Below are 24,112 nucleotides of genomic sequence, written 5' to 3' on the forward strand. Positions count from 1 at the left end.
GAGCGCGATGGCAGAGAGCACGTCGGTGCCGAGCGGCTGGTACCCGACTGCCCCGCCCGGCCCGCCGCCGCGTCCTCCGAGCCGTCGAACGCCGTGGGTGATCGCCGGGGTCGTTGCGCTCCTCGTCGTGGTGGCAATCGGCGTTGCACTGGCAGTGAAACTTACCGGGAATGACGCACAGCACCGGCCCGACGGTCTGCTGCCGATGCCCTTTCCCACTGAGCCGCAACGCGAATGGACGCTGCAGGCTTCCGACATCGCGCCTGGCGCGGCGTTCGGACCGATCGGGCTGTATTCGCCGGAGTTCCGAAACTACGACGGAACCCTGCTCGTCACCGTCGTCGACGAGGGCGCGGGCCAACCGATGAGCCTCGCCGCGTTGGACGCCGCCGACGGCACCGTCCTGTGGACCGTCCCAGAAGTTCCGTTCAGCGTCCGCAGCTGCGCAACTGCCGCGATCGACGGGCTGGTGCCGTGCATCGCGGCCGACGCCGGCGAGTTGCGGTACTACCGAATCTCCGACGGCGAGGTCGAGCACACCGAGGACCTCCCCGGCGCCGCATACGTCGAGGTCTACCGCGGCTCGGTGTACACGGCGGGCCGCGACGCGGACTTCCAGGTGGGCTGGATGGCGCGCGGGACGGTCGGCGATGCGACCTCGTCGTGGCGGGAAGAGTTCGACTTCGGGCAATGTCCAGGCGGCGACGGGTCCCGATTCACCGTCTCGGAAGGCATCGTCACCTGGATCGCAGGTCTACATGCCCTGGCGGTGACGACCGATGGCGTACCGCTCACGCCGGAATCCAGGTACGACGGTGGCATTGCCGGGCAAAGGCGCCGCGGCGATCGAATGCCAGGGTCCGGACGGGCTCGACGGCGCTTCGTCGCAAACCTGGACGATCGCCGACTCCGCCGGTGCCACCCTGCGTGAACACGTCGGCGACGGCCGCGTCGCGTCGACGCTGGTCGTCGGGAATCGCGCGAACGACCTCTACTTCGTGGGCAACACCGCCTACGACGTCGCGTCCGGTGACCTGCTGTGGACCGCGCCCATCCCCGAATTCTTTCTGCCGCTGTTGTTCGACGGCGAGCGCGTCATCGGCTTCACACCGGAGGGCTATATCGCCATCAACACCCACACCGGCGAGCGCGACTGGGAGACCGGACCACTCGACGGCGCTGGCGGCCTCGGACCTGCAGGCGCTGGCCTTGCCGCTATCAGCCCGACCGAGCTCGTCTTTTTCCGGCCCGGCCGATAGGTCGCCGTGCACCCGCTCGTCGTGCACAAGGTTCGCGACCGCCGTGGCAGGATGTTCGATGTGCCGACGACCTCGAGCCCGCAGCGCAGCCGCCGCCGTACCTACGCCGCGATTGCCATGCTGCTCCTCATTCTCCCTGTCATCGCAGGCTGCCAGCAGGTCCGCATCAGCGTTGCGATGGGTGTGTCGGCCGACGACAAGGTGTCCGGCCAGATCGTGGCCGCAACCGACGCGCAGAGTCCCGAAGACAAGGGCCCACAGCTGACCGTTCCCGATTCGCTGGCCGGCAAGGTCCGCGTGCAGGAATACAAGGCCGACAACTTCGTCGGCAGCCAGGCGTTCTTCAGCGAGTTGTCGTTCGGTGACCTCCAGCAGCTCGGGCAGATGTCGGATCAGAGCGCGGGTTCGTTCCAGATCCAGTTGCAGCGGTCCGGTGACCTCGTGTCGCTGACCGGCAAGGTCGATCTGTCGAAGGCTCCGGCCGACGGCACGGACGTCCAGTTCAAGGTCGCGTTCCCAGCACGCGTGACCTCCACCAACGGCGTTCGCGAGAACGACAAGGTCGTTTCCTGGAAGCTGCAGCCGGGCGACATCACGGCGCTGCGTGCGGAGGTTCGCTACGCAGACCCGAATACCCGCAGCTTCGCCGGTTGGGCCGGCATCGTCGGCGGTGTCTGCCTCGGCGTCTCTGCGATCATCGGCGCTTTGGCCTACGTCAGTCGTAATGCTCGCCCGCGGCGCCCGGCGACGGCGCCACCGGAGAAGGAACTCGCGGACGCGTAGTGCTCGTTCGCACAGGCGCTGCGATATCCGCTGCGGGCGCCGCAATCGCACTGTTCAACCGACTGACCGTCAGCCGCCTGCGCGATGCGCCGCCGACGGTCGAGCAGCTCACCGTGTGCATCCCCGCACGCAATGAACGCGACTGCCTGCCGCACCTCGTCGCCGACCTCCGTGTGCAACGCGGTGTGCCCAATCTGCGAGTTCTGATTCTCGATGACGATTCCTCCGATGACACCGGTCCCGTTGCCGAGCAAGCTTTTTCAAGCGACACTCGCTTCGAGCTGCACCGCCGATCCGGTCCACCGCGGGCGGGCTGGACGGGAAAATCCGCGGCCTGCCGGCAGCTGAGCGAACTCGCGCGCACCGAGTCCGGTGTGCTGATCTTTCTGGACGCCGATGTTCGTCTCGCACCTGACGCACTTGCCGCCGCCGTCGCGCACCTGCGCCGGAAGGACGCGGCTCTCGTTGCGCCGTGGCCGTTCCAAGCGGCCGTGACGAGCATCGAACGTCTCGTGCAGCCACTGCTGTGCTGGTCGTGGGCAGCGTCGTTGCCGATCGTTGTCGCCAATCGCGAACTGCGCCCGACGATGGTCGTCGCATGCGGCCAGTTTCTGGTTTTCGACGCCGACGCGTACCGGTCCGTCGGCGGCCACAGTGCTGTCGCGGCGAGCGTCACCGAAGACCTCGACATCGCACGAGCGCTGCGCCGCGCCGGTCGGCACACCGTTCTTGTCAGCGCCGCAGGGCTCGCGAGCTGCCGCATGTACAGCAACAGCGACGACATCGAGCAGGGGTACACGCGGTGGCTGTGGTCAGCGCACGGGTCGGCGGCAGGCAGCGTCGCAGCGTCGGCGGTGGCACTGCTCGCCTGGGTCGGTCCCCCGCTGGGCATGCTCTCGCGTCGCACACGAAGGTGGGGCTTCGCAGGTTATGCCGCGGCGGTAGCGTCTCGACTGCTCGCCCGCTCGCTGGAGTCTCCTGAAAGACTTTGTGCAGCAGATGCGTTCGATGCCGCACTGCATCCGTTGTCGACCTTGACCTACGTGGGACTGACCGCGCGCTCGCATCGCGCACACCGCACCGGACGGTTGTCGTGGAAGGGCCGCACGCTAGACGCGAGTCGCGGCCAAACCTAGATTCGCGAGCACTTCGCTCGTCGCGCGCGCGAAGTTCAGCGTGATGAAGTGCAGACCCGGTGCCCCTTCGGCGATGAGCCGCTCACCCATGCGCGTGGCGACCTCGATCCCGACCGCGCGTACCGCGGCTCGATTCTCGTCAGGCCCGTCGCCTGCGGCATCCGCCAGGCGCGCCTCGAGTTCCGCGGGGAGCACAGAGCCGGACAGCTCCACCATCTTGCGCACCGACCGCAACGACGTGATCGGCATGATTTCCGGAATAATCGGCTTGACGCCCTGCTCGGGATCGCACGCGGCGACGCGATCGCGCAGACGCAGGTAGTGCTCGACGTCGAAGAACATCTGGGTGATCGAGTATTCGGCACCCGCGCGCAGCTTGTTGACCAGGAACTTCGTGTCGTGATCGAGATCCGGCGAGCGGTGGTGCCCCTCGGGGAACGAAGCGACGCCGACGTGGAAGTCACCGAGGTTGCGAATCAGCCGGACCAGTTCGTCCGCGTATTCGACGCCGTGCGGGTGCTTCTGCCACTCACCGAGTGGGTCGCCCGGCGGATCGCCACGAAGGACCAGGATGTTGCGGATCCCCCGGTCGGCGTATGCGCCCACCAGCGAACGCAGTTCGTCGACGCTGTGCCCGACGGCCGTGAGATGGGCGACCGGCAGCAACGTCGTCTCTTCGGCCAACTGACCGGTCACACGAACCGTGCGGTCGCGGGTCGAGCCGCCGGCGCCGTAGGTCATCGAGACGAAGGCCGGTCCCATCCGTTCGAATTCCCGGACGGCTCGCCACAACCGGGCCTCGGCAGCGGCGTCGCGCGGCGGCGAGAACTCCACGGAAAACGGCACTCGACCGGAGTCCGCGGTGCGCAGCCGATCGACGATCGAAGGCGTGCGGGAAACCCAGCCGGCGCTTGCGCGGCCCCGTACGGAATCGAATGTCACCGACTCAGCATACGGAGGCACCGCTGCACTGCTCTATTGTGGAGGTGCCCCGCCGCTCGTTCTCGCCCGATCCTGGAGGTTGAACTGTCCACTGGACTCGTCCCGACCTCGACAGAGCCCAGGGAACTCACGGCGGCCTTCGAGCAGACGCTGCGTGTGTTCTTCGCGTCCCGCCGAGCGGTCGTCGATTCGATCGGCGGAGACTTCGCGCCCGCCGTCGACCAGCTGGAACAGTTCGTGCTCCGCGGCGGAAAACGCGTCCGGCCCGCCTTTGCCTGGACCGGCTGGCTCGGCGCCGGAGGCGATCCCGCCGAACCGCACTCGGCCGCCGTACTGCAGACCTGCGCGGCGTTGGAGCTCGTCCAGGCCTGTGCGCTGATTCACGACGACATCATCGACTCCTCCCGCACCCGACGCGGATTCCCAACCGTGCACGTCGCGTTCACCGACCGGCACAGGTCGCGTGGCTGGTCAGGTGAGTCCGCGCAGTTCGGCGATGCGGTCGCGATCCTGCTCGGTGACCTTGCGATGGCCTGGGCCGACGACATGGTCCGCGAATCCGGACTGACGCCCGATGCTGCGCTGCGGTTGGGTCCGGTGTGGTCGGCGATGCGAACCGAGGTGCTGGGCGGACAGTTTCTGGATATCACCGGCGAGGCCAGCGGCGACGAGACCGTGGCCGGCGCGCTCCGAATCAATCGCTACAAGACCGCTGCCTACACGATCGAGCGCCCGCTGCACATCGGTGCCTGCCTCGCTGGTTCCCCCGACGACCTCATCAGCGCGTACCGCAGCTTCGGTACCGATGTCGGCATCGCGTTCCAGCTTCGCGACGACCTCCTCGGCGTCTTCGGGGACCCCGCTGTGACGGGTAAGCCGTCCGGCGACGACCTGCGCGAAGGCAAACGAACGGTCCTGTTCGCCGTCGCGCTGACTCGCGCCGACGCGACCTCGCCGGCGACCGCGAAACTGCTGCGAACCAGCATCGGAACTGATCTGTCGGCTGCCGAGCTCGAACAGATCCGCGGCCTCTTGACCGACCTCGGAGCTGTTGCCGAGGTAGAACGACAGATCACCCAGTTGACCGAGCGCGCACTCCATGCGCTCGACGGATGCACGGCGACCACGCAGGCAAAGGAGCGTTTACGCGCAATGGCGGTTTCGGCGACTTCGAGGGCGAGCTAGTGGTCAAAACTGTTTCTGGGCCGACCGATCGGGTGGTTGTCGTCGGAGCCGGCCTCTCGGGTCTCGCCGCGGGCCTGCATCTGCTCGGCTCCGGCCGGGATGTCACGATCCTCGAGCGCAGCGACCGGCCGGGCGGCCGGGTCGGCAGCTTTACCGGTTCCGACTACGTAATCGATACCGGCGCAACCGTTCTCACGATGCCCGAGCTCATTGCGGATGCGCTTGCCGCCGTCGGTGCAACGTTCGAGACCACTACACCGCCGCTGCGTGTACGGCAACTCACACCGTCCTATCGCGCGCGGTTCGCGGACGGTTCGACCATCGACGTGCTCGCCGACGCGGACGCGATGGCGGCCGAGGTCGAGCGCACCTGCGGTCCCGAGGACGCCGAGGGCTATCGCCGCCTGCGGTCGTGGCTCGCCACATTGTTCGACGCCGAATTCGGCACTTTCATGGACGCCAACTTCGATTCGCCGCTGGACCTCGCCTCGTCGCGATCGTCGTTTGCTGATCTGCGCAAGTTGCTCGCGCTCGGCGGATTCGGCAAGCTCGGCCCGAAGGTCGAGGGGTTCATTCGTGACGAGCGCCTGCGGCGCCTCTTCACCTTCCAGGCGCTGTACGCAGGCGTCGCACCGCGACAGGCATTGGCCGTCTATGGCGCCATCCCCCACATGGATACCTGTCTCGGCGTCTATTTCACCGACGGCGGCATGCGCTCGATAGCTGCTGCGATGACCGACGCGTTCACCTCCGCCGGTGGCCGGGTGGAACTCGGCGCGGAGGTGACGGGAATCGAGTTCGACGGCACCCGTGCACGCCGGATTCGATCCGCCGACGGGCGCGAATTCGATTGCGATGCTGTGATTCTCACGACAGATCTCGGGTCGGTTCGACCGCTTTTCGGCGCCCGGGCACCACGCCGGCGCAAGCTGGTCGCGTCCCCGTCGGCCGTCGTCATGCACGGCACGGTGCCCGCCGACATCGCGTCGAGTTGGCCGGTCCAGGCACATCACACGATCGAGTTCGGCGCAGCGTGGAAGCAGACGTTCGAAGAGATCACCGCGCGCCCCGGCCGCGGAAAACTGATGACAGATCCGTCGCTACTGCTGACCAGACCGGCGCTGACCGATCCGGAACTGACGATCGACCGCGACGGCCGCGCGTACGAACCGCTGTCGGTTCTCGCACCGTGCCCCAACCTCGTCAGCGCGCCACTGGAGTGGGACTACCTGACCACGGCCTATGTCGGCGAAATCCTCGCCGAGTTGGAGAGCCGCGGCTACACGGGAATTGCGACTTACTTCACGGTCGACAAGGTGGACACCCCGCAGACATGGGCCGACCAGGGCATGCTCGACGGCAGTCCGTTCGCCGCCGCCCATCTTTTCCGGCAAACGGGACCTTTCCGGACGCGGAACCTCGTAAGAACGACAGCCAACGTCGTTCTTGCCGGCTGTGGAACTACACCCGGCGTCGGGGTGCCGACCGTCCTGCTGTCGGGAAAGCTCGCGGCCGCCCGGCTCGGCGACCGCTGAACGCGTGCCGGTGACTACGTCTGCGAGGCAGAAGCAAGGATTACGCCGCGGGGATACTAAACTGTTGCCTCGACCGGATACTTTTGCGGCCGCTGCCGCTGTCGCGACACTTGGGGAGAGGCACGTGGATTGATGTCTCCCCTCCGAACAGAACCTCGAGCACCGCGACTGCGCCGGTCTCTCGCGACCGCCGGAGTATTTCTCCGAAGTCCCGAAGGTCACGCGGCCCTGCTCGGCTTCGCCGGATCGGTGATGATTCTCGTCGGTGGGCTGGGCGCGGGAAGCGTTCGCCGGCGCGATCCGCTCCTCGAATGGGGTCATCTCTCCTGGTTGCGGTTCGGCCACGGCCTGGTGCTTTCCACACTGCTCGTGTGGGTCGGTGTGATCTTGATGATCACCGCCTGGGTTCGCCTCGGCCGGACAACCATCGCCGGCGGCGTCTCGCTGAACGAACTTCGCGCGATCGTGCCGATGTGGATCGGTCCGCTGCTGTTCTCGGTCCCGATGTTCAGCCGCGACGCCTATTCCTATCTCGCTCAGGGCGCGTTGCTGCGCGACGGCTTCGATCCCTACGAGGTCGGTCCCGTCGCGAATCCAGGGATTCTGCTCGACAACGTGAGCAACGTGTGGACCACGACGACAGCGCCGTACGGTCCGATTTTTCTGCTTCTCGGGCGCGGCGTGACGACAATCACCGGCGACAACGTCGTCGCGGGGACCATGCTGCTGCGCATCATCATGCTGCCCGGCCTGGCGCTGATGATGTGGGCCATTCCGCACATTGCGAGCCACCTGGGTGGCAAGACAGCTGTTGCGCTGTGGCTCGCGGTTCTCAATCCGCTCGTTCTCATTCACCTCATCGGCGGCGTCCACAACGAGATGCTGATGGTCGGCTTCATGGCCGCGGGTATCGCGCTCGTGCTGGAACGCCATCACGTCGCCGGCATCAGCGTCGTGGCAATCGCTGTGGCAATCAAAGCGACTGCGGCAGTTGCGCTGCCGTTCCTCGTGTGGATCTGGATGATGCACGAACGCGAGCGGCTGGCCGCGCTCGCAGAACAGAACGGTAGTGCGAAGAACGGCCGCTATCACGCCTTCGCAGTGTTCGTACGTACCGCCAGTGCGGGCGTCGCCGTGTTCGCCGCGGTATTCGCGGCGGCGTCACTGGCTGCGGGTGTCGGAATCGGCTGGCTGACGGCGCTTTCCGGTTCGCAGAAGATCATCAACTGGCTGTCGCTTCCAACGATCATGGCGCACCTGATAAGCATCGTCGCGTCGTGGTTCTCCGAGGTCCAGCCAGGCAGTACCCCACCACGCGAAATGCTCGACGTGACCCGTCTGATCTGCGGAATCGCGCTGGTGCTCATCCTTGCGTGGACCTGGTGGCGCTATCGCCGGACCGAGCGCGAGGCGGTGCTGGGCATCTTGATCGCGTTCGTCGCGATCGTCATCCTCTCTCCCGCGGCGTTGCCCTGGTACTACTCCTGGCCGCTGGCACTGGCTGCGGGTTTCGCGTTGTCGACGACGACTCTGATGATCATCGTCGGCCTTTCCACTTGGTTGATGCTCGTTTTCCAGCCCGACGGCTCGATCGGGCTCTATACCTTTCCGCACGTCGCGGCGGCAATTTTCGTCGCAGTGGTTGCTGCCCTTTCCCTGCGCACCGTCGACCCGCTGCGATTGCGGTCGACCCCGGAAGAAACACCACTCCCACCCGTCGAACCACGCAAAGCCGTCGACGGCGTAGTCGAGAATCGAGCTCCACGATGACTGTCGTACCGATCGCCACCGACGCCGAGTTGCTCGAGGCCTACGACAAGTGCCGCCAGGTCGCCTCCGGCTACGGGCGGACGTACTACCTGGCGACGAAGCTTCTGCCGCCGGCCAAGCGCCCCGGCTTCCACGCCCTCTATGCCTTCGCGCGGGTGGTCGACGACCTCGTCGACGTCGAAGCCGGTTCCAGCCGCACCTGGGCCGAATGCGCGGCCGAGGTGGACCGCGTCGAATTGCAACTGCGTGAACTGCTCGACCATCCCAGCGCACACACAGCCCTCGACCCCGCCTGGCGACCGAACCTCATCGCGTTCGCGGACACGATGAACCATTACGACATCCCGAGAGAGCACGTCTGGGCCTTCCTGCGGGCAATGCGCATGGACCTGCCCGGCACGCCAGAGTTTCGCGCAAAGTACGACACGATGGAGCAACTGCGGGACTACATGGCCGGTTCCGCCGCGGCGATCGGTCAGCAACTGTTGCCTATCCTCGGCTCGGTCGTGCCCAGGGAGGTCGCCGCGCCGCGTGCTGCGGCGCTCGGCGAGGCTTTCCAGTTGACCAACTTCATCAGGGACGTCGGTGAGGACCTCGTCCGTGACCGGCTCTACCTACCCGCTGACGAGCTCGCCGTGTTCGGCGTCGACTACGACCTCCTGAAGTACTGCCAGGCGCACGAGAAGACAGATCGGCGCGTGCAGAACGCTCTCGCGCACTTCGCGGCGATCAACCGGTCCATCTACCGGCGTGCGCTGCCCGGCCTGGACATGCTGGATCCGCAGGTGCGACCGTCGATGCGGGCCGCGTACACGCTCTACTCCGACATTCTCGAGGAGATCGAAAAGGCGGAGTATCGCGTCCTCGACCGTCGCGCGGTCGTCCCCAAACGCCGCAGGTTCGCTGTTGCAGGACCGGAGCTGTTGCGGGCGCTTGCCGTTCGCCGGTCCGCGCGCGCCAACTGAACGCTCAGAAAGCCATCGCCTGCGCCCGGCGCAGGACTTCACGCGCCAGATGCCCACGCAATGCTGCCGCCGGTGTGCCGGGCAGGCTGTCGTCCTCGGTGAACATCCACCGCAGCGACTCCTCTTCCGAGTAGCCGCCGTCCTTCAGGACGATCAAAAGCCCCGACAGTTGCTTGACGACCTTGCCGTCCTTGGTGAAGAAGAGCTCGGGGACACCGATGACGCCGTCGCGCTTGACGGCCACGAGTTGCCGATCACGCAGCATCTGATGAACGCGCGTCACCGGCAGCCTGAGCGTCTTGGCGACATCCGGAAGTTGCAGCAACGAAACCGACTCGGGGACGACATCGTCGCAGTAGGGAATTGCACTCACGGGCACAACGTTAACGGTTCGCGTCCGCGGAGTGCACAAGGATCGGCGTCCCAACGGCCGTGTTTCGCTGCAGCCCGTGCGATATCGGCGATGAATGGCTTCGAACAGATTGTGGATACCATCGATGTTTGAGACTGCGCATGTCGACGCGGTCGACGGTGACCGAGAGGGGGTGTAAATGAGGATCGATGGACATCATTTGATCGGCGAGGTACTCGACCGGCGTTATCGCGTGGATGCACGAATCGCACGTGGCGGTATGTCGACGGTGTTCCGCGGGCTCGATCTGCGGCTCGACCGGCCCGTGGCGATCAAGGTTATGGACGCTCAGTTCGCGGCCGACCCGAAATTCCTCGCTCGTTTCGAATTCGAGGCGCGCGCGGTCGCACGGCTCAAGCACCCAGGCCTCGTCGCGGTGTACGACCAGGGCCACGACGGCGAGTTGGCGTTCCTTGTCATGGAACTCGTCGAGGGTGGCACGCTTCGCGAGCTCCTTCGCGAACGCGGCCCGATGCCGCCGCACGCGGTGTGCGGCGTCGCCGAACCGGTGCTGAGCGCGTTGGGCGTCGCCCATGCGGCGGGGCTGGTGCACCGCGACATCAAGCCCGAGAACGTTCTCATTTCCGACAACGGGGACGTGAAGCTGGCCGATTTCGGTCTGGTCCGGGCTGTCGCCGCCTCGAACGTGACGTCCAACAGTGTCATCCTCGGCACAGCGGCGTACCTGTCCCCCGAGCAGGTGTCGAACGGCTATGCCGACGCCCGCAGCGACGTCTACTCGATGGGCGTCCTCGTTTTCGAAATGCTCACGGGCGGAACACCGTTCAACGCGGACACGTCACTGTCGGTGGCCTACCAGCGACTCGAGAAGGATGTGCCGAGCCCTAGCGACTTCATCGAGGGCGTGCCGCACGAGTTCGACGAGTTCGTCGCCGAGGCGACATCACGCGAACCGAGCCACCGTTTCGCCGATGCCGCCGAGATGGCCGGCGCACTTCGCACGATCGGGCGGGCATTGGAACTTCCCGAGTATCGGGTCCCAGCGCCCGAGCGTTCCGCCGAGCACGCAAGCGCCCGACCCGCACCCGTCAGTCCGCCGTTCGACGATCCCGAGCGAACAGACCCGCACAGGCGCAGACCCGACCAGCAGCGACCCGTCGACGTGCGCTCTGCAGGTCCGCATCCGACGACGGCGGAATTCGCGAACTCGGCGACCGCAATCGTGCAGCCCGTCGGACCGCACGCGGTCGACCGACCCGTGCAGCACCAACCGGTTCACCACCACACAAAGGTCGTCACGGGACCGACTCCGCGGCGCCCCGACGCCTACCCAGGTCCATCGGTACCCGACGAACCCGACCAGCGGCAGTATCCCTACCCGGACTTCATCGAGGACCGCAGGCGCTCGCGCCGCACCATGATCGTGTGGTTGCTCATCATCGCGCTCCTTGCAGTGGCGGTCGGGGTCGGTGGCTGGTGGCTCGGGTCCGGCCGCTATACGGCGGTACCGGTGATCAGCGGCCTCGACCGCGCCGCAGCGACCGAGCGGCTCACAGACGCGGGATTGCGGACCGAACTCCGCAACGAACACTCGGACATCGTGCCGGTCGACGCGATCATCGGCACCGATCCCGCAGCGGGATCACGGGTCGTCCGCGATTCGACGGTCGCCCTGTTGATCTCGCTCGGTAAACCCGTCGTTCCCGACGTCGTTCCCGGCGAGGCCGTCGACGTCGTCGAGCAGCGCCTGCGAGACGCCGGTCTCCGCCCGATCGATGGCGGAACCGCGTACAGCACGAACGCCGCCGCCGGGTCTGTCGCAACGCTCGATCCCGCCCCAGGGACCGAAGTTGCGGTCGACTCGGAAGTGAAGGTCGTGCGCAGCAAGGGCTTACCGCCGGTGACCTTGCCCGATCTGAAGGGACAGACCGAAGCCGAGGCGCGCCGCACACTCGAGACGCAGGGGATCACACTGCGCGCGAGCCAGGTGATCTTCGATTCCAGCGTGGATGGCGGGTCCGTGATCCGGTCCGAGCCCGCCGCCGGAGCTCAGGTTGCCGGTGGTAGCGAGGTCACGCTCGTGGTGTCCAACGCAGTGAAGGTCCCCGACGTCACCGGCCAGAGCGTCAACTCCGCCCGCGACGATCTCACAGCTGCCGGTTTGGACGTCGACGTGCGACAGCTCGCGCCGATCAACGCATCTCTCGTGATCGCTCAGAATCCGGCCGGCGGGAAACGGGTGCAGCCAGGTAGTTCGGTCACCATCACGTCGTTCCCCTGACCGGTCCGGGTCAGCCGCGCAGCATCTCCGCCACAAGGAACGCCAGCTCCAGCGACTGCTGGGTATTGAGGCGGGGATCGCACGCGGTCTCGTAGCGTCCCGACAGATCGAGATCCGAGATGTCCTGCGCGCCGCCGAGACACTCCGTGACGTTCTCGCCTGTCAACTCGACGTGAATGCCACCCGGGTGTGTACCGAGATTGTGGTGGACCTCGAAGAAGCCCTGCACCTCGTCGACGATCCGATCGAAGTGCCGAGTCTTGTAACCGGTCGACGCCTCGTGGGTGTTGCCGTGCATCGGGTCGCACTGCCAGATGACCTGGTGACCGGTCGCCTGCACCTTCTCGATGATCGGAGGCAGCAGGTCCCGGACCTTCGAGTTGCCCATGCGGGAAATCAGCGTGAGGCGTCCGGGCTTGTTCGTCGGGTCGAGACGCTCGACATATTCGACGGCCATTTCCGGCGTTGTGCTCGGGCCGACCTTGAGTCCGATCGGGTTCGCAAGCAACTCGGCAAATGCGATGTGGGCACCGTCGAGCTGGCGGGTCCGGTCGCCGATCCACAGGAAATGCGCAGAGAGGTCGTAGAGCGACGGGTTGCCGGCCTCGTCATGCGACAGCCGGAGCATCGCGCGCTCGTAGTCGAGCACGAGAGCCTCGTGGCTCGCGAAGATCTTCGCGGACTGCAGATTCGGATCGGTCACACCGCAGGCGTTCATGAACGCGAGCCCGCGGTCGATCTCGGTAGCCATCTGCTCGTAACGCGCACCGGCCGGCGAATTCGCGACGAACTCGCGGTTCCAGTCGTGGACCTTGTGGAGGTCGGCCATCCCCGCACCGGTCAGCGCCCGAACGAGGTTCATCGCGGCGCTCGCGTTCGCGTACGCCCGGACGAGCCGCGACGCATCGTGGACGCGGACCGCCGCGTCGGCAACCAGCGAGTTCACCATGTCGCCGCGGTAGGACTTCAAACCGAGAGCATCGATGTCCGCCGAGCGCGGCTTCGCGTACTGCCCGGCAATGCGCCCGACCTTGACGACGGGCAGGCTCGCACCGTAGGTGAGGACGACAGCCATCTGCAGCAACGTGCGGATGTTGCCCTTGATGTGCGGCTCGGTGTTGTCGGCGAACGTCTCGGCGCAGTCACCGCCCTGCAGCAGGAAAGCCTCGCCGCGCGCGACCTGCGCGAGCCTGTCCGAGAGCTCTTCGACCTCGGACGGCACGCAGATGGGCGGCACGCTCTCGAGCACGGTGCGCATAGCCGCAGCTTGCCCCTCGGGCCAGTCCGGCTGCTGTGCGGCCGGCTTCGCGAGCGCGACATCCAGCTTTTCGCGCATCTCGGGAGGCAACGGCGGCAGTTCGGGCAAGCGGTCGATCGGCACGTCGACAGTCCAGTTCACCATTACAGGATATTCGCATTCGGGCCGGTCGAAGGTGTCGGGATAGATCACCTTTGGTTATGGGTCGCGAGCGGGGTCTCACCGCGGCCGCGCGGGGGTCGATGCGGCGTTACCGTATGGGTACGGGGACTGGCATAGTGTGCGGCGACCACCTAATTCGTAGAAGTGACAAATCCGTTCCGGCACATACGAATCCGAATGCTCGTCGACGAGGAGAACCAGCGGTTGCGCTATTTCTATGATTGCGAGTTCATCGAAGACGGCGTCACCATCGACCTCGTCTCGATCGGCATCGTCGCCGAGGACGGGCGGGAATACTACGCTGTATCAACCGAATTCAACCCGGACAAGGCCGTGCCGTGGGTGCGTAAGAACGTGCTGCCGAAGCTGCCGCCCATGTCATCGCCCCTCTACAAGAGCCGGCAAAAGATCCGTGACGACGTTCTCGCGTTCCTGGTTCCGCGCCCGACCGTCGAGCCGGAACTATGGGCCTGGGTCGCTGCCTACGATCACGTTGCTCTGTGCCAGCTGTGGGGTCCGATGACGGCGCTGCCACGCGCACTGCCCCGATTCACCCGCGAACTGAAGCAGTACTGGGAGCAGTACGGCTGCCCGCCGATCCCGCCGGCCCCCGTCGATGCCCACGACGCGCTTGCGGACGCGCGCCACAACATGGCCAAGTTCGACGCCATCGAGGCCTATCGCTCGCGCTCGGTTGCGAGCAATTAGCGCAGGTCGCAAGTGGTGACCCGCGCGCCGGTTATGCTCTTTGGCGGAACAATTTCGGAAAACAAGGAGAATTATGGCGCGGGGACTACGGACTGCGGCCGGTAAGAATCTGGCGCAGCCACGTTGGACCAGCGCGTTTCAGGTCGGGAGCGGCGCGGCCTGGCTCCTGATGCTGATCGGCATTCCGGTACTGCTCGTCGGGCTCGAAGGCAGCGGGATGATCGATCTCGCGGTCTATCGAACCGGCGGGCGGGCCTGGCTCGAAGACCTCTCCCTGTATGCCAAAGATTTCCCCGGCACTCTGGGCGGACCGCGACTTCCCTTCACCTATCCCCCGATCGCCGCAGTCATTTTCGGCGGTCTAGCGGTAATGCCGCTCTGGGTGGCGAAGACACTGATCTGCGCAGGCACCTTCCTCGCGCTCTCGGGTACTTGCTGGGCCGTCACCGCGAAGTTCGACCTGCGAACCGGCATCGCACTCCCGCTGGCCGGTACAGCCGCGGTCCTCGCGGTGCTCTCTCAGCCGTTCCGCTCCACACTGGACTTCGGCCAGGTCAACGCGTTCCTGATGGTCCTCGTAGCGGTCGATTGCCTCGCTGTCCGCGATCGCCGGTTCCGCGGCATCCTGGTCGGCCTCGCGGCGGCCATCAAGCTGACGCCGGCAATCTTCGTCCTGTACTTCATCCTGCGTCGCGACTGGCGTGCCGCGATCACGACGTTCGTGTCGTTCGTCGCCTTCAGCCTGCTCGGATTCGCTCTGGCACCGCGCGACACCATGAACTACTGGTTCGACGCCCTACTCGACCCCAGCAGGGTCGGCGGCCTCGCGTACGCCTACAACCAGTCGCTGCGCGGCGTGCTGCACCGTTTCGATCCACCCGCGTCCGTCGAGTCGCTGTTGTGGGCAGGTCTCGCTGTTGCGGTGCTCGTCGTCGCGTGGCAAGCGGGTAAACGCGCTGTCAACGCAGGCAACGATGTGGGTGCACTGGTTGCAATCGCGACTGCCGGTCTCCTGGTTTCGCCTGTGTCCTGGGCCCACCACTGGGTCTGGATCGCGCCGGCAATGTTGCTCGTCGGCTGGTCGATCTGGCGCGCAAACGCGTGGCGCCTCGTTCCCTTCGCGCTCGCGGCATGCGCGATCTTCTATATCGGACCGTTCGAATGGTTGCCGCAGGAGAACAATCGTGAGCTCGATTGGTCGGTCTGGGAGATCATCATCGGCAACAGCTACGCCTGGCTGGGGATCGTGCTGCTCGTCGTGATGGCCTACTTCTGGCGCTACAGCCCGTCCGAAGCAGCGCCCGCCGTGGTCGACGAGGACTCGACGCCGACCGCGCAGGGTTCGCGCTAGCTCGCTCGGGTGTCCGGAATCCGGTCGGCGATCGCCTTCTCGGCGGCGGGCTTGCCGTCCGTCTTCTTCAACGACGAACCGTAGATGTCGACATATTCCTGACCGGACAGCTGCATCAGCTCGTACATGACTTCGTCAGCGACGGCGCGCTCGATGAAGCGGTTGCCGCCGAGGCCTTCGAAGCGCGAGAAATCCATCGGCTTGCCGACCCGTACCGTGACCTTGGCCGGTTTGAACTTCTTCGTTCCGGGCGGCGTGACGAGGTTGGTGCCGATCATGGCAACCGGAATCACCGGTACGCCGGTCTCGAGAGCCAGCCGCGCAAGGCCCGTCTTCCCCTTGTAGAGCCTGCCGTCGGGCGACCGTGTGCCCTCGGGGTACAGACCGACAAGCTTCTCCTTTTCCAGGTACCGCTTGGCGGTGATCAGCGCGGACTCGGCGGCGTCGGCACCGCTGCGGTCGATCGGTACCTGACCGGTCGCTGTGAAGAACCAGCGCTGCAGCAAGCCGGAGAGACCGGGCGTCGTGAAGTACTCACTCTTGGCGAGGAACGTGATGCGGCGACGCGACATCAGCGGGAGGAAGAGCCAGTCCTGAATGGAGAGGTGATTGCTGGCCAGGATGGCCGCGCCGTCCTCGGGAATATTTTCCAGACCCTCGATCCGCGGACGGTTGTACAGGCGAAGAATTGGTCCTACGAACACAAACTTCAACAGCCAGTACGCCATGGCGTCCTTCCCCGATCCGGGCAGATTTTCCAACAAGACTTCCGACGAGTAACTCTACCGAGCAATCAGAACCACTTCTACCTGCGCGGGAGGCTCAGCCCGACGACTCGGTCAGCACAGCGCGCGCCAGCGCCGCAGCGCCGATCATCGCGGCTGCTTCACCGAGCTGAGTTGTCCGAATTCGGGCCAGCGGACGGTGACCCGCACCCGTCACGAGCGCCGCATAGTGCTCCCGCGCTTCGTCGAGGTACAACGGCGCGGAACTGCTGACACCACCGGCAATCACGATGAGGTCGGGGTCGTAGATATCGCTGACGAAGGCGAACCCGATCCCGAGCCAGTGCGCGAAATCCGCGATCGCCTCGAGCGCGACCCGGTCGCCATCCTGCGCTGCGCCCGCAACCCGCCGACCCGTCAGCGAGCCCGGATCACGGACGACCTCGCGCGCCATGATCGCCGACTTCGCGGGGTTCGCGGCCAATAGCTCGATAGCCGTGTCTGCCAAGGCCGTTCCGCTGCAATACCGTTCCCAGCAGCCGCGCTTTCCGCACGCACACGCCCTACCGTCGGGAACCACCTGAACGTGCCCCAGTTCCGGCGCAACACCGTGGCTGCCCCGGTACAGTTCGCCGTCGATCAGCAGCGCCGCACCGATGCCGGTCCCGATCGCAACCATGACGACGTTGCGACCGCCCGCCGCCGAACCGAACTTGTGCTCGGCCCAGACTGCTGCGTTCGCGTCGTGCTCGAGGATCACGGGCAAGCCGAGCCGCTCACCGAGTTCGCGGCCGACCGGTGCGTTGATCCACGGGAGGTGTGGTGCGAACCGAACCGTCGTGCGGTCGCTCGTGATGAATCCCGCAACGGCCAATCCGACAGCACCGATGTTGTGGCGCCCCGCCAACTCCCGCACCGCTCGATCGAGACCGTTCTCGAGAGCACGCGCGGATTGGGGCGTCGGCGCCTGTGTCATGTCCAGCACCTGGCCGTCCGAGTCGACGACTGCCGCACGGATACTTGTGCCGCCCACGTCTATGCCGACGGTCAGCGACGCTTTCTTGCCGCGGTTCACACCACGGGTGCCCATGAACCGGGATTGTCCCCGTTCGAGTGCAGTTTCGTGCTGGATGTCGGATTGATCGTGATCGGAATGTTCACGAACTTGACGGCTTCCGGCCTGGCAGTGGTCCGTGGCGCCTCGGAACCGTTCTTTGGGCTGGGCGTGGTCTTCGCCAGATCAGCCGGAATCCTGGGCTCGACGGGGACGCCGGCGAGCGCTTCCCGAAGAACCACGATCACCGACGTGCCGTGGTCGGCGAGCGTGCCCAGAATGTCGTGGTGCTCCCCGCGGACCAGCGCGGTCACGGCGCAGACCGGGCACCAGTCGCAGCTCGACCACGCCTCTCTGCTGGCGCCGACAGCAGCGCGGCGCAGCGTCGGTTCGACGCGCTCGAGAAACGCTTCTGCGAGCAGCCGCAACTCGTCGCCGAAGTGCGGATGGTCATCGTGCGGAATCTCTTTGCCGGCAGCTCCGTCGTTCACGGCGCCGTTTTGTGCAGCGCCGTTATTTGCAGCGCCGTTGTGTGCAGCGCCGTTATTTGCACTGTCTTTCGCGTCGCTCATTTGGGCCATACCTTCGCATCCGGACGGAATCGGACAATCAAGCTGTCACCGGCCAGTTCGGCGGCATCGACAGTGCATCGGCGCAGCACCGACGCCAACCGAATCCGGCGACGGAAACCGTCGGCTCCGACTATCAAATCGTCCTCCGCTCGCGCTAGGCGCAGGCTCGACTTATCCACGACCGGCAAATGCAGCCGCATCGCGTACACCGAATCCACACCCGTTCCTGACTCCAGCGACACCGAGACGGTCTGCTCCGCGCCGTTGCGATCGGCGACCGTGTCGGTCATGTCGGCGTTCACCGCGTATGCGAGTGCGCCCAGAGACGACAACCCTACCGGCTCGGGACCCGTGTGCTGAGCCATCAGAATCGTCACGCCCAGCATCGACTCTTCGATCGAGGCGACCACGTCGAGTTGCTCGCCGCGGCGATTTCGGTACCACCGGACGGCGGGGTGGATGTCGTCGGACGGCAAATCACCAGGCGGATCCAGGGGCGGCAGCACCTTGTTGACGACCACGGCGTCGATCCGCATGCCGAGCAGCGCGAGCGCGGACCTGATTCTGACGGTCTCCGCAGCCGAGATTCGCTCGGGTTCGGTGATCAAACGCACACCGGTGCGGTCCCGGTCTGCGAGGAGGTCGCGCACGGTCCCGACCTCCGAAACGATCTTCTCCACGGTGGCCGCCAGGACCGCGCGGCGGATGTCGGTGCCGATCGCCGAAGCGATTCGGCGGTGCTTGGGCCAGATGCGTTCGAGGTAGCCGAGGAACATGTCCGGCCCAGCGAGGGTTCGCAACGTGTCGGCTGTCGGTCCGCAGTCGACGACGATGATGTCCCACTGGTCGTCCGAGCCCAGGTCCGCGATCTCGGCCAGGCCGAGGAGTTCCTGAACGCCCGGCAGACCGGTCAGCTCGCCGGCGTCCAACGTCGTGAATTCGGCGCCGTGATCGTGTCCGCCGCCCTTGCTCAGCAGTCCCGACGCCTCGCGGTACCGGTCTTCGAGCAGTGCCAGGGTGTCGATTTCGATGACTTCGAGGCCCGGCATCACCTGCTGCACGCCGGCGGTCGTGCCCGGATCGTGCGCGATCTGGATGCCGAACGCGTCTCCCACGGAGTGCGCGGGGTCGATCGATGCGAGTAGGACGTTCTCGCCCGAGCGGGCGTGTGAGATCGCGGTCGCCGCCGCGAGCGTCGTCTTTCCGACACCGCCCTTGCCGACGAAGAACTCGATCCGCGCGTTCTTTCGAGCTTGGCGCTCAGCGCCGGCCGAGCCGCTCAGCCTTCCACTCGTTTCTTCAATTCCTTCAACGCAGTGTCGGTGATGACCTTCTCCGCCTTCCTCTTGAAAGCGCCGATCATCGGAATGTTGAGATCGACACTCAGCTCGTAGGTCACCTCGGTGCAACCGTTCGGCTTGTCGACGAGCGTGTAGGAACCGTGCTGCGCCTTCTGCAGGTCGCCTCGGACGAGTTCCCAGCTGACCGACTTGCCATCGCCGGCCCAGTCGTAGACGAGATCGTAGCTTTCTTTGAACACACCCGCATCCAGGACGAAGCGAACCAGCTTTGCCCGGCTGTCACTGCCCGCTTCGACGACCTCGACGGTCTTCGCTGCCGCCACCCACGCCGGGTATCGATCGAAATCGGCAATCACGTCCATCACCAGCTTCGATGGTGCGCCGATGACGATCGACCTCACAGTACTGTCGGCCATCCGCTACCGATTCCTTTCGCGAAATGTTGCATGCGATCCTGACGCCGATCGCGGATCGCGTGACTATCACACACGAAACAGGCCATCCAGGACAATCGGGGGGATTCAGCCGACCGGCTCACCCGGCTTCCGGCCTGCTTCGAGCTCACCCTTGATCTCGAACGACATCTTTTTGCCCGCAACACGTCGAATTCTGTTCAGCTCCAACACCTTGCGACTGTCGAACGCGCCTGTCGGTTCCGCGTGCAAGAAGTAGTGCAGGATCACGCCGTCGAGCGCAGGTTCGAGCCATACCTCCATGGTGCCGGTCAACGCGCCGCTGACCGCCCAGCGAATCCCCTGCTCCGCCCGGTCCTCGCGGACCTCCAGTGAGAGGTCGGGCCACCACTGCCGCCACCTGTTCGGCGCCGCAACCGCGGCTCCGACGCGGACCGGCTGCGCCGCCACAAATGTCTGATCTGCGACCTGAATCGTGCTCATGGCGTCGAAGCATAGGGGCTTCGCTCCCGTGCGCGGTTAGCGAGTCCAGGGACTCTGCAACCGCGCACGGGTCAGCGCAGCAGTGCTTGCAGGCGCGCGGCGAGGACGTCCCATCGCCAGTTCTCCGCCACCCATGTCCGCCCGGCCGCCCCCATGGCGGCGGCGCGGTCTCGGTCCGCCAGCACGTTGACGACTGCTTCGGACACGGCGGCGACCGACCTTCCCTCCACGACATGACCGGTTTCGCCTTCGACGACGGTTTCCGGCGCACCGCCCGAATTACCGGCGATGACCGGCACACCCGTCGCCGACGCCTCGAGGAACACGATGCCGAGCCCCTCGACGTCGAGGCCGGCGCCACGCGTCCGGCACGGCATCACGAACACGTCGGCGATCGTGTGGTGTGCGGCAAGTTCGGCCGCCGGTACGCCGCCGGTGAAGACGACATCCTTGGCCACACCGCTGGACTCGGCCAATTGGCGCAGTGTGTCGCCGTACGGTCCGCCGCCGACGATCACCAGAACGACACCGTCGATCTGCTTCTTGATCGCGGGCAGTGCCTTGATCAACACGTCCTGTCCCTTGCGGGGTACCAGTCGGGACAGGCACACGATGGTCGGACGTTCGCCCAGCCCGTACCGGGTCCGCAGTTCGGCGCGGGCCGCCGGATCGGGACGGAACACGTCGGTGTCGACCCCGGGCGGCAGGTGCTCGAGCGCGGCCTCGGCGCCGAAGGCCGCCGCAAACCGGCCGCGGGTGTAGCGGCTGACATAGGTGACTGCGTCGGTGTGGTCACCGATGACGCGCAGGGCCTGGCGCGCTGCGGGCAGCATCGACCAGCCGACCTCGTGGCCGTGGGTGCTCGCGACGACACGCTGCGCGCCCGCCCGCCGAACGACCGGTGCCAGCAGTGCCAGCGGCGCGGCCGCGCCGAACCAGGCACTGTCGCACCCGGTCGACGTCATGAGCTGCGCAGCCCGGCGGGCGACGAACGGGGTCGGGACCATGAGGGTCGTCGGGTGACGGACCACCTCGAACGGCTGCTTGGCGTCGAACTTGATGTGGCTGTCGCCTCGCCAGCGCGGCGCGTAGACGACGAGGTCGTCGGCGGGCAGCTTGCCTGCGAGCGTGTGCAGGTAGGACTGGATGCCTCCGGGACGCGGCGGGAAGTCGTTGGTCACCAGGAGGGTGCGCGGCATGGGGTGACCTTACCCAGGAGCATTCGACAGAAGTCGGCTGCTTGTCCATTTACGCCAGCCGTCCAGGAAATCGGCCGTCCCCATGCCGAGAACCGCTCGAAAGGCGGCGTCCACCCCTGCCTCGTCGACCGGTCCGCGGGCGAGTTGCCGATAGAGGTCGACCAGGGCGCGCTCGCCGAAGTCGGCCGCCAGGTATGCGCACGCGGACCACGCCGTCTCGTACGCGAGCCCAGCGCTCTCTGGAGCCGCGAAGTCGGCGTCGGTGGGCAACGAGGTGGGCAGCGCGCCGTTCGCGACCTGACGCGCCAACGTCGGGGCTGTGCGCGCAAACGCCAGCTCCGAGTCGCGATAGCCCGAATAATCGGCAAAGCCTTCCAGGATCCACATGGGCGATCCGTCGACGGTCGCTGCACGCGCCGCGACGTGCGTCAACTCGTGCCGCAGCACCGATCGCCGGGTCACAACGGTCAGCCGATCTGCCGATTCGGGGCTGAACACGATCCGCTGGCCGGTCACGGGCGAACCCTGCGTGACCGCGTCGGATACCGACACAGCCGCGACATCGAGGCCGCTGCGGGGCGCTCCGGCAAGGGCGGCGAACTCTTCCTGGCTCGCCGCCGCAAACACGAGCGCGGAGCCCACCCACCCCGGCCCCCACAGGGACGACACTGCCGGGACCGCGGTCGCCAGCTCAGCCGCGAGGGCGTCGACGGTCTCGTCGGTGTGGCCGAGCACGACCGATGTCCGACCATCGGCCGTCGGGACCGAAACAGCGGTGAGCGGCCCGAAGTCCCACGGCCCACGCCAGGTGGTCCTGCCGCCTGCGGGCGCGTCGGACACCAACTTCCAGCCATCGCCCCGCCGCGCCACCGTCAGAGCGACAGGTTTGCGCGTCGGCATTGTGTCCGGTCCGGCCACTGCGTACCGCAGATAGACCGGCGGAGTCCAGACGTCGGCGGCACCGAGTGCGTCGGCAACGGCCGGATCGACGGGTTGCTCGGGTTCGGAACCGATTTCGAAGCCCCAGTCGGCAAGCGGAACGCCGGCGAGGTTGTGCGCACGTGCAATCTCGCGGTCCAGGAAACCGGGTTCGGCCTGCACATCGAAGAGCGGTAAGAGCGCGTCTGCGTCATCGGCACGCACAGCCGCTGCCCAGGCGTCGAGGACGGTCTGCAGCCCCTGGCGGCGTTGTTCTTCGTAAGGATTCGACGATGGCGTGCGGGTCGCCGGACCCGTGCCGGCCGACTCGGTCGAACCGCGCACAAAGACCATCACCGTGACGGTCAACGCCACAACGAGCCCGAAAAGTGCTGCAATTTCCCAGCGGCGAATGCGCCGCTTACCGGAGTTGAACGAATCCGTTTCGGTCGTCAGTATCGGCGAGCGCCGTAGTACGGGCCGCCCGCGCTGAGCGGGACGATCGCGACCGGCACACCGAACGTCGAAGCGTGCAGCAGCATGCCGTTACCTGCGTAGATGCCCACATGCGACGCGTCGGAATAGAACCCGACGACATCACCCGGTTGCAGATCCTTCTTGTCGACCGGCGTGCCCCCGGCCATCTGAGCCTGGCTCGAACGCGGCAAGTTCTTGCCGATCTGGCGATACGCCCACACGACGAGTCCGGAGCAATCGAACGAACCCGGACCTGTCGCACCCCACGAGTAGGGGCTGCCGATCTTCGTGATGCCCGCGCGCAGCGCGTCGACCCCCCCGCCGGTCAAACCCTGCAGCAAAACGAGTGGATCGAACCCGGGTGGCAGCGCCGAGCCGGCAAACATTCCCTGTTCGGCGGTCGAGAGCTGGGTCCAGGCCTGCAATACCTGCGCGATCGACGCGTCCAGTTCGCTCTGCTTCTTCTGCAGCTCGTCACTGACGGCCTTCGCCTGCTCGACGGCCCCGCGTGCCGCCTCGGCGGATGCGCGGGAAGCCGATTCGGCCGTAGCTGCGTCGGTGCGAGCCTGTTTGAATTCGCCGACCTGCTCGGCGGTCGATGTCGAGATGACGTTGAGCATCGACATCTGATCGAGCAGCTGCTGCGGCGAATCACTCGTCAGCACTGCGAAAAGGCCGGTGGTCGATGCTCCGCGATAGTTCGCGACGGCCACGCTGTCGATGACCGGCTGGTATTCGGCGATCTTCGCGTTGACCGATTCGAGCGCCTGCTGATCTGCCACGCGTTTGGTTTCGGCGGTGTTCTGGTCGGCCAACTTCTTGTCGAGTTCGATCTGTGCGTTGTGCAGTGACTCGTTGAGTTGCTCGGACTGGCGGGCCAACTCGGTCAACTGCTGTATCGCGTCGTTCGAATTGCCCGGCGTCGAAGCTGGGTCCGCAAGCGCGGGCCCGTTCGGGAGAGTCACCACCGCGATCGACAACAAGCTGACAGCAATAGCGCCGGCTGCCGTTCGGCGCACGCTTCGCATTGCCACGGATCGAACTCCGTTCCATTCCGTCGTGCTCGGTTCGCATGTGGGCATGAACCGGACCCGCCACAGATCAGCGCCCGCGCGCGGGGTCCAGCCGAGTACATCGGTCTACGTTGCCCGACGCTCTCCTAGCGGGGATAGCGCATCGACTCGATGACGCCGAGTCCGGAATCGCCCGCAAGGTCTCGGACAGGTTACGAAAGTGCGTACGTAGATGTCCAGCGCGGACAC

The 24,112-nt window shown here is 66.1% G+C and carries 23 protein-coding genes; 11 read left to right on the forward strand and 12 right to left on the reverse strand.

Going from position 1 to position 24,112, the window contains the following annotated elements:
* Positions 1-7: 7 nt before the first annotated feature.
* The 4 genes from JGU72_RS00935 to JGU72_RS00950 all read left to right on the forward strand — a co-directional run bounded on the left by JGU72_RS00935 (position 8) and on the right by JGU72_RS00950 (position 3,178).
* A complete protein-coding gene (locus tag JGU72_RS00935) occupies positions 8-931 on the forward strand; it encodes a hypothetical protein (protein ID WP_199681887.1) in 924 nt (307 codons plus the stop codon).
* 67 nt (positions 932-998) lie between these two features.
* Positions 999-1,259, forward strand: a complete 261-nt coding sequence (locus JGU72_RS00940) for a PQQ-binding-like beta-propeller repeat protein (protein ID WP_199681888.1) — start codon at positions 999-1,001, stop codon at positions 1,257-1,259.
* Positions 1,260-1,310: 51 nt separating this feature from the next.
* Complete coding sequence (locus JGU72_RS00945) at positions 1,311-2,042, forward strand: LppM family (lipo)protein (RefSeq protein ID WP_199683118.1); 732 nt, start codon at positions 1,311-1,313, stop codon at positions 2,040-2,042.
* Positions 2,042-3,178: a glycosyltransferase family 2 protein gene (locus JGU72_RS00950; RefSeq protein ID WP_307828253.1), complete on the forward strand. Its 1,137-nt coding sequence runs from the start codon at positions 2,042-2,044 to the stop codon at positions 3,176-3,178. The genes JGU72_RS00945 and JGU72_RS00950 overlap by 1 nt, the downstream gene beginning before the upstream one ends.
* Here the strand turns inward: JGU72_RS00950 and metF are convergent.
* Entirely contained in the window at positions 3,152-4,120 is a 969-nt protein-coding gene (metF, locus tag JGU72_RS00955; RefSeq protein WP_199681889.1) for a methylenetetrahydrofolate reductase [NAD(P)H], read from the reverse strand. The genes JGU72_RS00950 and metF overlap by 27 nt on opposite strands.
* 72 nt (positions 4,121-4,192) lie before the next feature.
* Here metF and JGU72_RS00960 point away from each other — a divergent pair, with 72 nt between their 5' ends.
* From JGU72_RS00960 to JGU72_RS00975, 4 genes are all read left to right on the forward strand, one after another.
* Positions 4,193-5,305, forward strand: coding sequence for a polyprenyl synthetase family protein (locus JGU72_RS00960; RefSeq protein WP_374101087.1), 1,113 nt, complete (start codon positions 4,193-4,195; stop codon positions 5,303-5,305).
* Positions 5,305-6,840, forward strand: coding sequence for a phytoene desaturase family protein (gene crtI / locus JGU72_RS00965; RefSeq protein ID WP_307828254.1), 1,536 nt, complete (start codon positions 5,305-5,307; stop codon positions 6,838-6,840). Before JGU72_RS00960 ends, crtI begins: the two co-directional genes overlap by 1 nt.
* Positions 6,841-6,972: 132 nt before the next feature.
* Positions 6,973-8,610 (forward strand): alpha-(1->6)-mannopyranosyltransferase A, encoded by a 1,638-nt coding sequence (locus JGU72_RS00970; protein WP_199681891.1) that lies wholly within the window; start codon positions 6,973-6,975, stop codon positions 8,608-8,610.
* Positions 8,607-9,575, forward strand: a complete 969-nt coding sequence (locus tag JGU72_RS00975) for a phytoene/squalene synthase family protein (RefSeq protein ID WP_199681892.1) — start codon at positions 8,607-8,609, stop codon at positions 9,573-9,575. Before JGU72_RS00970 ends, JGU72_RS00975 begins: the two co-directional genes overlap by 4 nt.
* A 4-nt stretch (positions 9,576-9,579) precedes the next feature.
* Here JGU72_RS00975 and JGU72_RS00980 read toward each other — a convergent pair whose 3' ends face one another.
* Entirely contained in the window at positions 9,580-9,948 is a 369-nt protein-coding gene (locus JGU72_RS00980; RefSeq protein ID WP_199681893.1) for an Rv2175c family DNA-binding protein, read from the reverse strand.
* A gap of 178 nt (positions 9,949-10,126) precedes the next feature.
* Between JGU72_RS00980 and pknB the strand changes: the two genes are divergently transcribed.
* Positions 10,127-12,229, forward strand: a complete 2,103-nt coding sequence (gene pknB / locus JGU72_RS00985) for a Stk1 family PASTA domain-containing Ser/Thr kinase (RefSeq protein ID WP_199681894.1) — start codon at positions 10,127-10,129, stop codon at positions 12,227-12,229.
* Between the two features lie 10 nt (positions 12,230-12,239).
* Here pknB and JGU72_RS00990 read toward each other — a convergent pair whose 3' ends face one another.
* The gene (locus JGU72_RS00990; RefSeq protein ID WP_199681895.1) at positions 12,240-13,628 is read right to left on the reverse strand and encodes a class II 3-deoxy-7-phosphoheptulonate synthase; all 1,389 of its coding nucleotides are present in this window, start codon (positions 13,626-13,628) and stop codon (positions 12,240-12,242) included.
* A gap of 225 nt (positions 13,629-13,853) precedes the next feature.
* On the opposite strand from JGU72_RS00990, the gene JGU72_RS00995 reads away from it, so the two are divergent.
* Both JGU72_RS00995 and JGU72_RS01000 read left to right on the forward strand, forming a co-directional pair.
* Positions 13,854-14,357, forward strand: a complete 504-nt coding sequence (locus tag JGU72_RS00995) for a polyadenylate-specific 3'-exoribonuclease AS (protein WP_199683121.1) — start codon at positions 13,854-13,856, stop codon at positions 14,355-14,357.
* Positions 14,358-14,430: 73 nt separating this feature from the next.
* Positions 14,431-15,708, forward strand: coding sequence for a glycosyltransferase 87 family protein (locus tag JGU72_RS01000; protein ID WP_199681896.1), 1,278 nt, complete (start codon positions 14,431-14,433; stop codon positions 15,706-15,708).
* Here JGU72_RS01000 and JGU72_RS01005 read toward each other — a convergent pair.
* From JGU72_RS01005 to JGU72_RS01045, 9 genes are all read right to left on the reverse strand, one after another.
* Complete coding sequence (locus JGU72_RS01005) at positions 15,705-16,436, reverse strand: lysophospholipid acyltransferase family protein (RefSeq protein ID WP_199681897.1); 732 nt, start codon at positions 16,434-16,436, stop codon at positions 15,705-15,707. The genes JGU72_RS01000 and JGU72_RS01005 overlap by 4 nt on opposite strands.
* Before the next feature lie 94 nt (positions 16,437-16,530).
* A complete protein-coding gene (locus JGU72_RS01010) occupies positions 16,531-17,523 on the reverse strand; it encodes an ROK family protein (protein ID WP_199681898.1) in 993 nt (330 codons plus the stop codon).
* Positions 17,505-18,059, reverse strand: coding sequence for a hypothetical protein (locus tag JGU72_RS01015; protein ID WP_199681899.1), 555 nt, complete (start codon positions 18,057-18,059; stop codon positions 17,505-17,507). The genes JGU72_RS01010 and JGU72_RS01015 overlap by 19 nt, the downstream gene beginning before the upstream one ends.
* Entirely contained in the window at positions 18,056-19,342 is a 1,287-nt protein-coding gene (locus JGU72_RS01020; protein WP_233531337.1) for an ArsA family ATPase, read from the reverse strand. The genes JGU72_RS01015 and JGU72_RS01020 overlap by 4 nt, the downstream gene beginning before the upstream one ends.
* Positions 19,339-19,776 carry an SRPBCC family protein gene (locus JGU72_RS01025; protein WP_199681900.1) on the reverse strand — a complete coding sequence of 146 codons (438 nt, stop codon included), beginning with the start codon at positions 19,774-19,776 and terminating at the stop codon, positions 19,339-19,341. Before JGU72_RS01025 ends, JGU72_RS01020 begins: the two co-directional genes overlap by 4 nt.
* Positions 19,777-19,881: 105 nt before the next feature.
* Positions 19,882-20,256: a polyketide cyclase / dehydrase and lipid transport gene (locus JGU72_RS01030; RefSeq protein ID WP_199681901.1), complete on the reverse strand. Its 375-nt coding sequence runs from the start codon at positions 20,254-20,256 to the stop codon at positions 19,882-19,884.
* 71 nt (positions 20,257-20,327) lie between these two features.
* Positions 20,328-21,455 (reverse strand): glycosyltransferase family 4 protein, encoded by a 1,128-nt coding sequence (locus JGU72_RS01035; RefSeq protein ID WP_199681902.1) that lies wholly within the window; start codon positions 21,453-21,455, stop codon positions 20,328-20,330.
* 9 nt (positions 21,456-21,464) lie between these two features.
* Positions 21,465-22,727, reverse strand: coding sequence for a hypothetical protein (locus JGU72_RS01040; protein WP_199681903.1), 1,263 nt, complete (start codon positions 22,725-22,727; stop codon positions 21,465-21,467).
* Positions 22,728-22,825: 98 nt separating this feature from the next.
* Positions 22,826-23,884, reverse strand: a complete 1,059-nt coding sequence (locus tag JGU72_RS01045; protein ID WP_374101052.1) for an NlpC/P60 family protein — start codon at positions 23,882-23,884, stop codon at positions 22,826-22,828.
* Positions 23,885-24,112: the final 228 nt, after the last annotated feature.

The sequence above is a fragment of the Antrihabitans auranticaus genome (assembly GCF_016481275.1).
Lineage (GTDB): Bacteria > Actinomycetota > Actinomycetes > Mycobacteriales > Mycobacteriaceae > Antrihabitans.

What these genes read in the sequence shown, in the direction of transcription:
- JGU72_RS00935 (WP_199681887.1), top strand. Translation starts at nt 8, where the DNA reads ATGGCAGAGAGCACGTCGGTGCCGAGCGGCTGGTACCCGACTGCCCCG.
- JGU72_RS00945 (WP_199683118.1), top strand. Translation starts at nt 1,311, where the DNA reads ATGTTCGATGTGCCGACGACCTCGAGCCCGCAGCGCAGCCGCCGCCGT.
- JGU72_RS00970 (WP_199681891.1), top strand. Translation starts at nt 6,973, where the DNA reads ATGTCTCCCCTCCGAACAGAACCTCGAGCACCGCGACTGCGCCGGTCT.
- JGU72_RS00975 (WP_199681892.1), top strand. Translation starts at nt 8,607, where the DNA reads ATGACTGTCGTACCGATCGCCACCGACGCCGAGTTGCTCGAGGCCTAC.
- pknB (WP_199681894.1), top strand. Translation starts at nt 10,127, where the DNA reads ATGAGGATCGATGGACATCATTTGATCGGCGAGGTACTCGACCGGCGT.
- JGU72_RS01000 (WP_199681896.1), top strand. Translation starts at nt 14,431, where the DNA reads ATGGCGCGGGGACTACGGACTGCGGCCGGTAAGAATCTGGCGCAGCCA.
- JGU72_RS01005 (WP_199681897.1), bottom strand. Translation starts at nt 16,436, where the DNA reads ATGGCGTACTGGCTGTTGAAGTTTGTGTTCGTAGGACCAATTCTTCGC.
- JGU72_RS01010 (WP_199681898.1), bottom strand. Translation starts at nt 17,523, where the DNA reads ATGGGCACCCGTGGTGTGAACCGCGGCAAGAAAGCGTCGCTGACCGTC.
- JGU72_RS01015 (WP_199681899.1), bottom strand. Translation starts at nt 18,059, where the DNA reads ATGAGCGACGCGAAAGACAGTGCAAATAACGGCGCTGCACACAACGGC.
- JGU72_RS01025 (WP_199681900.1), bottom strand. Translation starts at nt 19,776, where the DNA reads ATGGCCGACAGTACTGTGAGGTCGATCGTCATCGGCGCACCATCGAAG.
- JGU72_RS01030 (WP_199681901.1), bottom strand. Translation starts at nt 20,256, where the DNA reads ATGAGCACGATTCAGGTCGCAGATCAGACATTTGTGGCGGCGCAGCCG.
- JGU72_RS01035 (WP_199681902.1), bottom strand. Translation starts at nt 21,455, where the DNA reads ATGCCGCGCACCCTCCTGGTGACCAACGACTTCCCGCCGCGTCCCGGA.
- JGU72_RS01040 (WP_199681903.1), bottom strand. Translation starts at nt 22,727, where the DNA reads ATGGTCTTTGTGCGCGGTTCGACCGAGTCGGCCGGCACGGGTCCGGCG.